The sequence below is a fragment of the Mycobacterium sp. 852013-51886_SCH5428379 genome, assembly GCF_001665575.1.
Lineage (GTDB): Bacteria > Actinomycetota > Actinomycetes > Mycobacteriales > Mycobacteriaceae > Mycobacterium.
The window spans coordinates 86,926-99,565 of sequence record NZ_LZSU01000019.1 but is presented as its reverse complement, the minus strand read 5'-3'; the positions used below and the strand labels follow the sequence as shown (position 1 = coordinate 99,565).

General features: G+C 69.8%; 14 protein-coding genes. 12 read left to right on the top strand and 2 right to left on the bottom strand.

Annotated elements, in window-relative coordinates; translation table 11 throughout:
• Positions 1-68 precede the first annotated feature (68 nt).
• From A5757_RS07870 to A5757_RS07830, 9 genes are all read left to right on the top strand, one after another.
• Positions 69-590 (top strand): DUF6676 family protein, encoded by a 522-nt coding sequence (locus tag A5757_RS07870; protein ID WP_066831019.1) that lies wholly within the window; start codon positions 69-71, stop codon positions 588-590.
• 198 nt (positions 591-788) lie between these two features.
• Complete coding sequence (gene ripA / locus A5757_RS07865; RefSeq protein WP_066831018.1) at positions 789-2,222, top strand: NlpC/P60 family peptidoglycan endopeptidase RipA; 1,434 nt, start codon at positions 789-791, stop codon at positions 2,220-2,222.
• A complete protein-coding gene (gene ripB / locus A5757_RS07860; RefSeq protein WP_082929366.1) occupies positions 2,216-2,941 on the top strand; it encodes an NlpC/P60 family peptidoglycan endopeptidase RipB in 726 nt (241 codons plus the stop codon). Before ripA ends, ripB begins: the two co-directional genes overlap by 7 nt.
• 140 nt (positions 2,942-3,081) lie before the next feature.
• Positions 3,082-4,251 carry a MoxR family ATPase gene (locus tag A5757_RS07855; RefSeq protein ID WP_066831017.1) on the top strand — a complete coding sequence of 390 codons (1,170 nt, stop codon included), beginning with the start codon at positions 3,082-3,084 and terminating at the stop codon, positions 4,249-4,251.
• The gene (locus A5757_RS07850; protein WP_066831016.1) at positions 4,248-5,195 is read left to right on the top strand and encodes a DUF58 domain-containing protein; all 948 of its coding nucleotides are present in this window, start codon (positions 4,248-4,250) and stop codon (positions 5,193-5,195) included. The genes A5757_RS07855 and A5757_RS07850 overlap by 4 nt, the downstream gene beginning before the upstream one ends.
• 23 nt (positions 5,196-5,218) lie before the next feature.
• Positions 5,219-6,226: a VWA domain-containing protein gene (locus A5757_RS07845; protein WP_066831015.1), complete on the top strand. Its 1,008-nt coding sequence runs from the start codon at positions 5,219-5,221 to the stop codon at positions 6,224-6,226.
• Between the two features lie 55 nt (positions 6,227-6,281).
• Positions 6,282-7,046, top strand: a complete 765-nt coding sequence (fabG1, locus tag A5757_RS07840; RefSeq protein WP_066831014.1) for a 3-oxoacyl-ACP reductase FabG1 — start codon at positions 6,282-6,284, stop codon at positions 7,044-7,046.
• A 17-nt stretch (positions 7,047-7,063) separates the two neighbouring features.
• The gene (gene inhA, locus A5757_RS07835; protein ID WP_066831013.1) at positions 7,064-7,873 is read left to right on the top strand and encodes an NADH-dependent enoyl-ACP reductase InhA; all 810 of its coding nucleotides are present in this window, start codon (positions 7,064-7,066) and stop codon (positions 7,871-7,873) included.
• Positions 7,873-8,916: a ferrochelatase gene (locus A5757_RS07830; protein ID WP_082929365.1), complete on the top strand. Its 1,044-nt coding sequence runs from the start codon at positions 7,873-7,875 to the stop codon at positions 8,914-8,916. Before inhA ends, A5757_RS07830 begins: the two co-directional genes overlap by 1 nt.
• 41 nt (positions 8,917-8,957) lie before the next feature.
• Here A5757_RS07830 and A5757_RS07825 read toward each other — a convergent pair whose 3' ends face one another.
• Positions 8,958-9,815: a hypothetical protein gene (locus A5757_RS07825; RefSeq protein ID WP_066831012.1), complete on the bottom strand. Its 858-nt coding sequence runs from the start codon at positions 9,813-9,815 to the stop codon at positions 8,958-8,960.
• A 59-nt stretch (positions 9,816-9,874) separates the two neighbouring features.
• Between A5757_RS07825 and A5757_RS07820 the strand changes: the two genes are divergently transcribed.
• Genes A5757_RS07820 through A5757_RS22705 form a run of 3 tightly spaced genes read left to right on the top strand, consistent with a single transcriptional unit; the run spans position 9,875 to position 11,905 of the window.
• The gene (locus tag A5757_RS07820; protein WP_066831011.1) at positions 9,875-10,309 is read left to right on the top strand and encodes an NfeD family protein; all 435 of its coding nucleotides are present in this window, start codon (positions 9,875-9,877) and stop codon (positions 10,307-10,309) included.
• 16 nt (positions 10,310-10,325) lie between these two features.
• Positions 10,326-11,546, top strand: a complete 1,221-nt coding sequence (locus A5757_RS07815) for an SPFH domain-containing protein (RefSeq protein WP_066831010.1) — start codon at positions 10,326-10,328, stop codon at positions 11,544-11,546.
• Positions 11,543-11,905 carry a DoxX family protein gene (locus A5757_RS22705; RefSeq protein ID WP_082929364.1) on the top strand — a complete coding sequence of 121 codons (363 nt, stop codon included), beginning with the start codon at positions 11,543-11,545 and terminating at the stop codon, positions 11,903-11,905. The genes A5757_RS07815 and A5757_RS22705 overlap by 4 nt, the downstream gene beginning before the upstream one ends.
• Here the strand turns inward: A5757_RS22705 and A5757_RS07805 are convergent.
• Positions 11,810-12,607: a TVP38/TMEM64 family protein gene (locus A5757_RS07805; RefSeq protein ID WP_231983916.1), complete on the bottom strand. Its 798-nt coding sequence runs from the start codon at positions 12,605-12,607 to the stop codon at positions 11,810-11,812. The genes A5757_RS22705 and A5757_RS07805 overlap by 96 nt on opposite strands.
• Positions 12,608-12,640 lie beyond the last annotated feature (33 nt).

Below are 12,640 nucleotides of genomic sequence, written 5' to 3'. Positions count from 1 at the left end.
CCGCGGGTGCTGCCGTCGGGGTACCCGCCCGGGAGGTACCGTGCTGCGTTGTGACGGACCTTCATGTCATGCCCGGCTTCATCCCGCCGGACCTCGATCTGAACAAGGTGCTCGCCGAGGTCGGCGAGGACGGCGTCAGCGCGCCCCCGGGAGCCGATGAGGCCGGCCTGCGTCAGGTCGTGTCCGAGGCGCAGGCCGACGGCATCGACCTCAAGATCGTCGTCATCGACCGCGACCCGCATCTGGACACTCCGCTGCGCGACATCGCCACGGAGGTGGGCATCGCCTATCCCGACTCGACCGTGCTCGCGCTGAGTCCGTCGTTTGCGGGAACCTACAGCGACTCGATCGACCGCGTCACCCTGGAGGCCGGGCAAGACCTTGCCAAGACCGGCAACCCGGTGCAGTCGGCGCAGAATTTCGTCGACCAGATCACCACGGATGACTTTCCGTGGACGCTTTTGACGATTGCGCTGGTGTTGCTCGTCGCGGCCGCCGCGGCGGCCACTCGTTTGCTGCAGACGTGGAGCGGCCGAATCGCGCCCGCGTCCGTCGGGCCCGCCCCCGATACCCGCTCTGACCAGGTGTGACGCCGTTCCGCGCGGGTCCGCGGAATTGCAATATCACCATTCGATAACACAACACATAATTACAACAATGTAATTTGTGACTAAAGTTTCTTTAGCGTCTTTTGTGACGTACGGTGCATTCGGTACCCATGTTGTAGTTGTGCCTACTGTGACTACTGCGCACGGTTCCGCAACCAGCCCCGAGGAGACTTGAGTCGAATGAAGCGCTCCACCTGCGCCCATCGTCAAAGGCAAGCTCCCCGGTATCGCGGGGCCGTCGCGGTGTCGATCGCCGCCGGCATGCTCGTCACCACCGGGCTCTGGGGCGGCAGCGCCGCCGGCGCCGACCCGGACGGCATCGGCACCCTGGTGGCCGCCGTCGCCAACGCCAACCAGCAGCTGCAGGATCTCGGCGCGGCCGTGCAGGGTCAGCAGGAGAGCGTGAACAAGGCGATCGTCGACGTGCAGAACGCCCGCGACGCCGCGGCCGCCGCGCAGCGCGAGCTCGAAGAGAGCCAGATCGGCGTCGAGGACGCGACCATCGCGATCTCCGCCGCCCAGAAGCGGTTCGACCAATTCGCCGCCGCCACCTACGTCAACGGTCCGTCGCGGTCGTATCTGACCGCTGCGGACCCCGTCGACATCCTGCACACCGCCGCGGCGGCCGAGACCCTTTCGGTGAGTTCCGCGCAGGTCATGGCGAACCTGCAGCGCGCGCGCACCGAGCAGATCAACCGCGAGTCCGCCGCCCGGCTGGCCAAACAGCAGGCCGACCAGGCCGCCGCCGACGCCGAGGCCAGCCAGGCCGTCGCCGTCGAGGCGCTCACCTCGGCGCAGCGCACGTTCGGTGACCAGCAGGCCGAATTGGACCGACTCGTCGCAGAACGCGCTGCCGCGCAGGCCCGGCTGGACCAGGCCCGCGCCGCCCAGCCGGTGTCGGCTCCGGTGCAGAAGGCGGCCGGTCCGGCCGCAGCGCCGGCCCCTGCCGGGACGAACTGGGACAAGGCCCCGGGTGCGCAGGCCCCCGCGGCGGCCAAGTGGGACGTGCCGCTGTGGGATCCGACGCTGCCCGCGATCCCGAGTGCGTTCGTCAGCGGCGACCCGATCGCGATCATCAACGCCGTGCTCGGCATCACCGCCACCTCGGCGCAGGTCACCCAGCAGATGGGCCGCAACTTCCTGCAGAAGCTGGGGCTGCTGCCCACCCCGAGCGGTTACACCAACAACGGCGCGATCCCGCGGGTGTACGGCCAACAGGCCACCGAGTACGTCATCAAGCGCGCGATGTCGCAGATGGGCGTGCCCTACTCGTGGGGCGGCGGCAATGCCACCGGGCCCAGCAACGGCATCGACTCGGGTGCGGGCACCGTCGGCTTCGACTGCTCCGGCCTGATGCTGTACGCGTTCGCCGGCGTCGGCATCAAACTCGACCACTACTCCGGCTCGCAGTACAACGCGGGCCGCAAGGTTCCCACCTCCGAGATGCGCCGCGGCGACATGCTCTTCTGGGGACCGAATGCCAGCCAGCACGTCGCGCTCTACCTGGGCAACGGGCAGATGCTCGAAGCGCCCTACACCGGTTCGGTCGTCAAGGTCTCACCGGTGCGCACCAGCGGTATGACGCCGTACGCAACCCGATTGATCGAATGGTGATGTTCTTGACGTTCCTGCGCCGCCTCGCTTCTCGCTGCGCCGTCCCGCTGGTATCCGTGTTCGCCGCGCTCGCGGTGCTGTTCGGTTCCGCCGCGGCCGCGGGCGCCGCACCGGACGAGGGACAGTGGGATCCGACGCTGCCCAAACTCCTCAGCGCGGGTGCGCCCGGTGACCCGCTGGCCATCGCGAACGCCTCGCTGCAGGCGACCGCGCAGGCCACGCAGGTGACGATGGACCTCGGTCGCAAGTTCCTGTCCACCATCGGGCTCGGCGGCGCCGCACCCGCCGCTGGTGTCGCTCCCGGACGCGTGCGCGGACCGCAGGCGATCGAATACGTCATCCGGCGCGGCGCCTCGCAGATGGGCACCCCGTACTCGTGGGGCGGCGGTAAACCCAACGGGCCGAGCACCGGCATCGACTCGGGTGCGGGCACCGTCGGCTACGACTGCTCGGGCTTCACGCAATTCTCCTACGCCGGTGTGGGCGTACTGATCCCGAAGTACTCCGGCGACCAGTACAACACCGGCCGCAAAGTGCCGCTGGCCCAGGGCAAGCGCGGCGATCTGCTCTTCTGGGGGCCGGGCGGCAGCCAGCACGTCGCGATCTATCTCGGCAACGGGCAGATGCTCGAATCGTCGGGCAGCGCGGGCAAGGTGACGGTCAGCCCGTTGCGCAAGGCCGGCCTGCAGCCCTACGTCGCCCGCATCATCGAGTCCTGACCCGGGCCACCCCGGCAGGAGGGCACGTCGACGGATTCCGGAGTGCCTGGAATAGTTGACGGCGGGCGCCGCGGCGCCGGGCGCTGACGCGGGATACGCCTGCGGCACGCCTTGAAGCGAAGACAGTGGGAGGAACCTCGATGACGTCACCGAGTGGGCAGCCGCAGGGCGCCGGAAACTTTTCCGGTCAGAACCCCGCGCCCGGCTATCCCGCCGGCTCCCACGCCGCGCCGCAGGGCCAGGCCCCGGCGCAGGCACCGACCTCTGGCGGCGGCGGTCTGCAGAGTGAGGTGCACACCCTCGAGCGCGCCGTCTTCGAGGTCAAGCGCATCATCGTCGGCCAGGACCGGCTGGTGGAGCGGATGCTCGTCGGTCTGCTCGCCAAGGGCCACGTCCTGCTCGAAGGTGTGCCCGGTGTCGCGAAGACCCTCGCCGTCGAGACGTTCGCCAAGGTCGTCGGCGGGTCGTTCGCCCGCATCCAGTTCACCCCCGACCTGGTGCCCACCGACATCATCGGCACCCGCATCTTCCGCCAGGGCAAGGAGGAGTTCGACATCGAGCTCGGCCCGGTCGTGGTCAACTTCCTGCTCGCCGACGAGATCAACCGCGCGCCCGCCAAGGTGCAGTCCGCACTGCTCGAGGTGATGGCCGAGCGCAAGATCTCCATCGGCGGCAAGACGTTCCCGCTGCCCCAGCCGTTCCTGGTGATGGCCACCCAGAACCCCATCGAGCAGGAGGGCGTCTACCAGCTGCCCGAAGCGCAGCGCGACCGCTTCCTGTTCAAGCTCAACATCGACTACCCGTCGCCCGAGGAAGAGCGCGAGATCATCTACCGGATGGGCGTCAAGCCGCCGGAGCCCAAGCAGATCCTCGGCCCCGGCGATCTGCTGCGGCTCCAGGACGTGGCCGCCAACACCTTCGTGCACCACGCCCTGGTCGACTACGTCGTCCGTATCGTCACCGCGACCCGCGAACCGGAGAAGTTCGGGATGCCCGACGCCAAGGCGTGGATCGCCTACGGCGCGTCCCCGCGTGCGTCGCTGGGCATCATCGCAGCCTCCCGCGCGCTGGCCCTGGTGCGCGGACGCGACTACGTCATCCCGCAGGACGTCGTCGAGGTCATCCCCGACGTGCTCCGTCACCGGCTCGTGCTGACCTACGACGCGCTGGCCGACGAGGTGTCCTCCGAGACGGTGATCAACCGCATCATGCAGACGGTCGCACTGCCGCAGGTGAATGCCATTCCGCAGCAAGGGCATTCGACTCCGCCCGCGGTCCCGGCCGGCGCCGGCGCGGCGGGCGGTCGGTGACCGAATCCCAAGGCCGATCCGTCGACCTGCCGTCCCTGGAACGCGGTGAGATCCGCGATCCGGCGTTGTCGGCCGCGCTGCGAAAACTCGAGCTGACGGTCCGCCGGAAACTCGACGGCGTCCTGCACGGCGACCACCTCGGCCTCATCCCGGGCCCGGGCTCGGAGCCGGGGGAGTCGCGGATCTACCAGCCGGGCGACGACGTCCGCCGCATGGACTGGTCGGTCACCGCGCGCACCACCGTGCCGCACGTGCGGACGATGATCGCCGACCGCGAGTTGGAGACCTGGCTGGTGGTCGACATGTCGGCCAGCCTGGACTTCGGCACCGCCGGCTGCGAGAAGCGCGATCTCGCCGTGGCGGCCGCCGCGGCGATCACGTTCCTCAACAGCGGCGGCGGCAACCGGATCGGCGCGATCATCTCCAACGGCGAGACCACGCGGCGGGTGCCTGCCCTGTCGGGGCGCATGCACGAACAGGAGATGCTGCGCACGATCGCCACCACACCGCGAGCTCCGACCGGGGTCCGCGGCAATCTGGCCGAGGCGATCGACTCGCTGCGCCGACCTGAGCGCAGGCGCGGGATGGCGGTCATCATCAGCGATTTCCTCGGCCCGATCGACTGGATGCGTCCACTGCGCGCGATCGCCGGCCGGCACGAGGTCCTCGGCATCGAGGTGCTCGATCCGCGCGACATCGAGCTGCCCGCCGTCGGCGACGTGATCCTGCAGGACACCGAGACCGGCGTCACCCGCGAGTTCACCATCGACCAGCGGCTCCGCGACGACTTCGAGAAGGCGGCGGCCCAGCACCGCGCCGAGGTGGCCCGCACGCTGCGCCGCTGCGACGCGCCCCTGCTGACCCTGCGCACCGACCGCGACTGGATCGCCGATGTGGTGCGGTTCGTCGCGAGCCGCCGCCGCGGTGCCATGGCGGCCCGCTAAAAGGACGAAAAGACAAGTAGCACATGACTTTACCGTTGCTCGGCCCGATGTCGCTCTCGGGATTCGAACACCCGTGGTTCTTCCTGTTCCTGCTGGCGGTCGCGGGGCTCGTCGGGCTGTACGTGATCGTGCAGACCGCCCGGCAGAAGCGGATCCTGCGCTTCGCCAACATGGAGCTGCTGGAGAGCGTCGCGCCACAGCGGCCCAACCGGTGGCGCCATCTGCCGGCGATCTTGCTGGTGGCGTCGCTGACCCTGCTGACCATCGCGATGGCCGGGCCGACCCACGACGTTCGCATCCCGCGCAACCGGGCGGTGGTGATGCTCGTCATCGACGTCTCGCAGTCCATGCGGGCCACCGACGTCGCACCGAGCCGGCTCGCCGCCGCACAGGAGGCGTCCAAACAGTTCGCCGACGAGCTGACTCCCGGCATCAACCTCGGTCTGATCGCCTACGCAGGCACCGCCACGGTGCTGGTGTCGCCGACCACCAATCGCGAGGCCACCAAGATCGCGATCGACAAACTGCAGCTGGCCGACCGCACCGCCACCGGTGAGGGCATCTTCACCGCACTGCAGGCCATCGCCACCGTCGGCGCCGTCATCGGCGGCGGCGACGAGAACCCGCCCGCGCGGATCGTGCTGTTCTCCGACGGCAAGGAGACCGTGCCGTCCAACCCGGACAACCCCAAGGGCGCGTTCACCGCCGCACGCACGGCCAAGGACCAGGGCGTGCCGATTTCGACCATCTCGTTCGGCACCCCCTACGGCTACGTCGAGATCAACGATCAGCGCCAGCCCGTCCCGGTCGACGACGCGATGCTCAAGAAGATCGCGGACCTGTCCGAAGGGGAGGCGTTCACGGCCTCCAGCCTCGAGCAGCTGCGCGAGGTGTACGCGAACCTGCAGCAGCAGATCGGCTACGAGACCATCAGGGGCGACGCGAGCGTCGGCTGGCTGCGGCTCGGGGCGCTGGTGCTGGCGCTCTCGGCGCTGGCGGCGCTGCTGCTCAACCGTCGCCTGCCCGGCTGATGCCGCAGGCGAGGCGATTTCGGCCGACGACGGGCCAGACGTTAAGTTGACGGACATGACCGACAGCGCAGTAGGCGACACCGAAAGCCCGGCCGCGGGCGGCACGCCCCCGTTCGTCTCCCGATCCGTTCTGGTCACCGGCGGTAACCGGGGCATCGGTCTGGCCATCGCCCAGCGACTGGCCGCCGACGGCCACAAGGTGGCCGTCACCCACCGCGGATCCGGCGTCCCCGACGGGCTCTTCGGCGTCGTCTGCGACGTCACCGACAGCGCCGCGGTCGACCGGGCGTTCACCGAGGTCGAGGAGCATCAGGGCCCGGTCGAGGTGCTGGTCTCCAACGCCGGCATCTCCCAGGACGCCTTCCTCATCCGCATGACCGAGGAGCGGTTCAGCAACGTCATCGACGCCAACCTGACCGGCGCGTTCCGGGTGGCCCAGCGGGCGTCGCGCAGCATGCAGCGCAAGCGGTTCGGCCGGATCATCTTCATCGGGTCGGTGTCGGGCATGTGGGGAATCGGTAACCAGGCCAACTACGCGGCCGCCAAGGCCGGCCTGATCGGCATGGCCCGCTCGATCTCCCGCGAGCTGTCGAAGGCGAACGTCACTGCGAACGTGGTCGCCCCCGGCTACATCGACACCGAGATGACCCGCGCACTGGATGAGCGGATCCAGGCCGGGGCGCTCGAATTCATCCCGGCCAAACGCGTCGGCACCGCCGAGGACGTCGCGGGCGCCGTCAGCTTCCTTGCCTCTGAGGACGCCGGATACATCGCCGGAGCGGTGATCCCGGTGGACGGCGGCATGGGCATGGGCCACTGAGACAGATAAGGACTTAGATGACAGGCATTCTGGAAGGTAAGCGCATCCTCGTCACGGGGATCATCACCGACTCGTCGATCGCGTTCCACATCGCCAAGGTCGCGCAGGAGGCGGGCGCCGAGGTGATCTGCACCGGCTTCAACCGGATGCGGCTGATCGAGCGCATCCTCGAGCGGCTGCCCTCGAAGCCGCCGCTGCTGGAACTCGATGTGCAGGACGAGTCGCACCTCGGCTCGCTGGCCGAGCGGATCAGCGCCGAGATCGGCGAGGGCAACAAGCTCGACGGGGTGGTGCACTCGATCGGTTTCATGCCCCAGACCGGCATGGGTGTCAACCCGTTCTTCGATGCCCCCTACGAAGACGTCGCCAAGGGCATCCACATCTCCGCGTATTCGTACGCGTCGCTGGCCAAGGCCGTGCTGCCGATCATGAACTCCGGCGGAGGCATCGTCGGCATGGACTTCGATCCCACCAGGGCGATGCCGGCATACAACTGGATGACCGTGGCCAAGAGCGCACTGGAATCGGTCAACCGGTTCGTCGCCCGCGAGGCCGGACAGTTCGGTGTGCGGTCGAATCTCGTTGCGGCAGGACCGATCCGGACACTCGCGATGAGTGCCATCGTCGGCGGCGCCCTCGGTGACGAGGCGGGCGCGCAGATGCAACTGCTCGAGGAGGGCTGGGATCAGCGGGCCCCGCTGGGCTGGAACATGAAGGATCCGACGCCGGTGGCCAAGACCGTGTGCGCGCTGCTGTCGGACTGGCTGCCCGCGACCACCGGCACCGTCGTCTACGCCGACGGCGGCGCCAGCACCCAGTTGCTCTAGTGGAGCCGTTCGACGCGCTGCTGCTGCTGTCCTTCGGCGGGCCCGAGGGGCCCGACGACGTGATGCCGTTCCTGGAGAACGTCACCCGTGGCCGCGGCATCCCGCGCGAGCGGCTGGCCAGCGTCGCCGAGCACTATCTACATTTCGGTGGGGTGTCGCCGATCAACGGCATCAACCGCGAACTGATCGCCTCGATCGAGGCCGAGCTGGCCGAGCAGGGCCGCGAACTGCCGGTGTACTTCGGCAACCGCAACTGGGCGCCCTACGTCGAGGACACAGTGGCGCGGATGCGGGACGACGGCGTGCGCCGCGCCGCGGTGCTCGCCACGTCGGCGTGGGGCGGCTACTCCAGCTGCACGCAGTACAACGAGGACATCGGGCGGGGCCGCGCAGCCGCAGGCGACGGCGCCCCGGAACTGGTCAAGCTGCGGCACTACTTCGACCACCCGCTGTTCGTCGAGATGTTCGCCGAGGCGATCGCCGCTGCGGCGCAATCACTTCCGGCCGAGCTGCGCGACGAGGCCCGGGTGGTCTTCACCGCGCACTCGATTCCGACCGCCGCCGACGGGCGCCACGGTCCCAACCTCTACAGCCGTCAGGTCGGCTACGCAGCCCGGCTGGTCGCGGCCGCGGCGGGTGTCGACGACTACGACCAGGTGTGGCAGTCCCGGTCCGGCCCGCCGCGCATCCCGTGGCTGGAACCCGACATCGGCGACCACCTCTCGGCGCTCGCCGAGCGCGGCACCCGGGCCGTGATCGTCGTGCCGATCGGATTCGTCTCCGACCACATCGAGGTGGTGTGGGACCTCGACAACGAAGTCGCCGAGCAGGCCGCTGAACTCGGCGTCGCGTTCGCGCGCGCCACCACCCCCAACGCCGACCGGCGCTACGCGCGCTTGGCGCTCGACCTCATCGACGAACTGGAGACCGGCCGCGCGCCCCGGCGTACCGCTGGCCCGGACCCCGTGCCCGGCTGCGGCCACACGGTCGACGGAACCGTGTGCCGGGATTCGCCGCGGTGCGTGGCGGTGTTCAGCGACTGAGTGCGTTCGCGGTTGTCGCGAACGTGAAGGTGTGTGCTCGGTCAGCGCTCCCAGGCGGCGTAGAGCACCGCGCTGAGCGCCGCGAGCCGCGCCGCGCGGACCACCCCGACCAGCGGACGCAGCGCGTCGCTGGCGATCTGGACCTCCGAGGAGCTCTGCAGACCGATGGGCATCAGCCCCGAGCTGACCGTGACGATGGCGTCGACGTGCGCGGCGTTCTCCAGGACCCGCACCGCGCGGGTGGGCGCGTTGTCGGGCAGGCGGTGCGCGCGCCCGCTCTCCAGCACCTGCTCGACCAGCCCGCGGGGATCGTCGATGTCGGTGCCCGCCGCGCCCGCCTGCAGCGCACCCAGCGCATCGGCGGCGGCGCGCACGGCCGACCGCAGCTCGTACTCCGCCTCACCCAGGTCGATGAAGGCGGCCGGCGGTGTCCCCGGGGCCGAGTACACCGTCCAGGACAGCGCCGAGACGTCCGGATCGAACTCCGCGTCCTCACCGACCTCGTCGAACTCGAAGTCGGGAACGATGCCCACGGCGTTGGACGGGTGGTGGGTGTCGGTGACGATCAGCGCCTCACCGACCGCGATCGCGTCGCGCTGGAACTGGGTGCCCGCCGGGAGTCCGCGGACGTCGCCGGGCACCGGGAGGGCGACGGTGAGGGCCGGCCCGCCGGGGGTGAACCCCGCGGCGGTGCGCACCGTCTGCAGCATCGACACGCCGCCGGAGTCGTTGAGGTCGGGCCACGGCAGACCCGTCCGGCTCGCCGCCACCGAGTCGTACGCGGTGACCAGATGCCTTGGCGCCCAAGCGGACAACGCGTCGAGGACATCGTCGGGCGCGGCGGTTCCCGCGAGCCAGGCATTGGCCCACACCGCAAGCGTTGCACTGGGACACCACATGATCCACGCAGTGTAGTTGTTCAGGGCGGTGGCAGTGGCTCACGCGATAGGGTGGCGTCATGCCTGTCTGGTTGATCTGGCTGATCCTGGCGTTGGTGCTGGCCGGGGCAGAAGTGCTGACCGGCGACATGTTCCTGCTCATGCTCGCCGGCGGTGCGCTGGCCGCGACGGGTTCGAGCTGGCTGCTGGACTGGCCGATCTGGGCCGACGGGGTGGTGTTCCTCGCGGTGTCGGTGCTGCTGCTGGTGGCGGTACGGCCCGCGCTGCGGCGCCGGCTGACCTCGGGCGGCGGGGTACCCGATCTGGCGCAGGCGCTGGAGGGTAAGCCCGCTCTGGTGCTGGACCGCGTGGCCCGCCACGAAGGCCAGGTGAAACTCGACGGCGAGGTCTGGACGGCCCGCCCCCTCGACGACAACGATGTGTACGAACCCGGCGACCAGGTGACCGTCATGCGGATCGACGGCGCCACCGCGGTCGTCTGGCGCAACCCCTGAACGAAGGAGCCCGCACGTGGACGGTGCCGTCGCCGGACTGATCCTGCTCGCCGTACTCGTCATCTTCGCGGTGGTGATCGTCGCGAAGTCGGTGGCCCTCATCCCGCAGGCCGAGGCCGCCGTCATCGAACGGCTCGGCCGCTACAGCAAGACCGTGTCCGGTCAGCTGACCCTGCTGCTGCCGTTCGTCGACAAGATCCGGGCCCGGGTGGATCTGCGTGAACGGGTCGTCTCGTTCCCGCCGCAACCGGTGATCACCGAGGACAACCTGACCGTCAACATCGACACCGTCGTCTACTTCCAGGTGACCAATCCGCAGGCGGCGGTCTACCAGATCAGCAACTACATCGTCGGCGTCGAGCAGCTGACCACCACCACGCTGCGCAACGTGGTCGGCGGGATGACGCTGGAGCAGACCCTGACCTCCCGCGACGCCATCAACGGACAGCTGCGCGGGGTCCTCGACGAGGCCACCGGCCGGTGGGGGCTGCGGGTCGCCCGCGTCGAGTTGCGCAGCATCGACCCGCCGCCGTCGATCCAGGACTCGATGGAAAAGCAGATGCGCGCCGACCGTGAGAAGCGCGCCATGATCCTCACCGCCGAGGGCAGTCGCGAGGCGGCCATCAAACAGGCGGAGGGCCAGAAGCAGGCGCAGATCCTCGCCGCCGAGGGCGCCAAACAGGCGGCGATCCTGGCCGCCGAGGCCGACCGGCAGTCCCGCATGCTGCGCGCGCAGGGTGAGCGGGCCGCGGCGTATCTGCAGGCCCAGGGCCAGGCCAAGGCGATCGAGAAGACGTTCGCGGCGATCAAGGCCGGCAGGCCCACCCCCGAACTGCTGGCCTACCAGTACCTGCAGACGCTGCCGCAGATGGCCAAGGGCGAAGCCAACAAGGTGTGGGTGGTGCCCAGCGACTTCGGGTCGGCGCTGCAGGGCTTCACCAAACTGCTCGGGGCGCCAGGGGAGGACGGGGTCTTCCGCTACACCCCGTCGCCGGTCGACGACGTGCATCCCGGCACCGCCGACGACAGCGACGAGGTCGCCGGCTGGTTCGACACCCAGACCGATCCGGAGATCGCCCAGGCCGTGGCCAAGGCCGAGGCCGATGCGCGCCGGAGCACCGACGTCGGCGCCCTGCCGCCCGCGCCGCCTGCGCCACCCCAGATGCAGTACCCGCCGCTGTCGCAGCAGGATCTCTCGGCGCACACCCAGGGACGGCACGGGGACGGACAGCCATGACCTCCGGCGGCCTGCGATCCCGGCGCGGCTACGCGGCGCTGGCCGCTCTGCAGGCCGCCGATGCGGTGGCGTGTGCGATTCCCCTGCCGCCGATCGAGAAGTCCCTCGACTCCGTCGGGGTTCCGGCGAACATCCGGTGGGTGTTTCCGTCGGTCAAGGCCGCGTCGGCGGTCGGCTTACTGGCCGGCCACCGGTATCCGCCGCTGGGGCGCCTGACCACCGCGATGTTGACGCTGTACTTCGTCCTCGCGGTCGGGGCGCATCTACGGGTGCGTGACCGCCTCATCAACTTCGTGCCCGCGGCGGGTTTCCTGGTGTTCTGGGCCGTCCTCACGGCCAAGGGGCCCGACACCCGCTGACGCTGCGGCCGGCCGCCTGCGGTGCGCCCGGGTCTCGTAGAGCAGGCCGAGCACACCGACCGAGGCGATACCGGCCGACACGACCACCAGCAGCGGATCGACCCGACCGGTCAGCGCGTCGCCGAGTACCACCACCGCGACCGTGCCGGGCAGCAGCCCGAACAGCGTCGCGAGGGTATAGGGCACCAGTCGCACCTTCGAGGCGCCCGCGGCGTAGTTCACCACCGCGAACGGGAAGACCGGGATGAGCCGCAGGGACAACACCGACGGCCAGCCGCGCTGCCGCAGGCGCTCGTCGAGCCGGTCGACCGCCGGATGGCTGACCAGAGCGCTCAGCTGCCAGCCCAGGGCGCGGATCAGAAGCACCGCCAGCAGCGCGCTGACCGTGCTCGCAGCCACCGCGATCGACACGCCCAGCGCCGGACCGAACATCAGGCCGGCCGCCAGCGAGAACGCCGTGCGGGGGAACGGGAACGTCGTGACCACGATGTGCCCCAACAGGAACACCAGCGGGAACCAGGGCCCGACGGACGTCGCCCAGTCCCGCAGCTGCACCGCGGTGGGCAGCGGAACCGCCCAGGCGAATGCGACCAGAATCACACCCGCGACCGCCATCGCGATCAGCCGCCTGCGCGGCATCTGCTGCGCCGCGCCGACGAGTGCGGACCGTACGGTCCGCACGGTCCTGACAACGGCTTTCACGTTCGTCAACGATACGGGGCGGGAGTGACATCG

Bases quoted from the DNA above. Each gene is read 5' to 3' on its own strand.
- ripA (WP_066831018.1), top strand. From the start codon at position 789: ATGAAGCGCTCCACCTGCGCCCATCGTCAAAGGCAAGCTCCCCGGTAT.
- ripB (WP_082929366.1), top strand. From the start codon at position 2,216: ATGGTGATGTTCTTGACGTTCCTGCGCCGCCTCGCTTCTCGCTGCGCC.
- A5757_RS07825 (WP_066831012.1), bottom strand. From the start codon at position 9,815: ATGTGGTGTCCCAGTGCAACGCTTGCGGTGTGGGCCAATGCCTGGCTC.
- A5757_RS07870 (WP_066831019.1), top strand. From the start codon at position 69: ATGCCCGGCTTCATCCCGCCGGACCTCGATCTGAACAAGGTGCTCGCC.
- fabG1 (WP_066831014.1), top strand. From the start codon at position 6,282: ATGACCGACAGCGCAGTAGGCGACACCGAAAGCCCGGCCGCGGGCGGC.
- A5757_RS22705 (WP_082929364.1), top strand. From the start codon at position 11,543: ATGACCTCCGGCGGCCTGCGATCCCGGCGCGGCTACGCGGCGCTGGCC.
- A5757_RS07855 (WP_066831017.1), top strand. From the start codon at position 3,082: ATGACGTCACCGAGTGGGCAGCCGCAGGGCGCCGGAAACTTTTCCGGT.
- A5757_RS07820 (WP_066831011.1), top strand. From the start codon at position 9,875: ATGCCTGTCTGGTTGATCTGGCTGATCCTGGCGTTGGTGCTGGCCGGG.
- inhA (WP_066831013.1), top strand. From the start codon at position 7,064: ATGACAGGCATTCTGGAAGGTAAGCGCATCCTCGTCACGGGGATCATC.
- A5757_RS07845 (WP_066831015.1), top strand. From the start codon at position 5,219: ATGACTTTACCGTTGCTCGGCCCGATGTCGCTCTCGGGATTCGAACAC.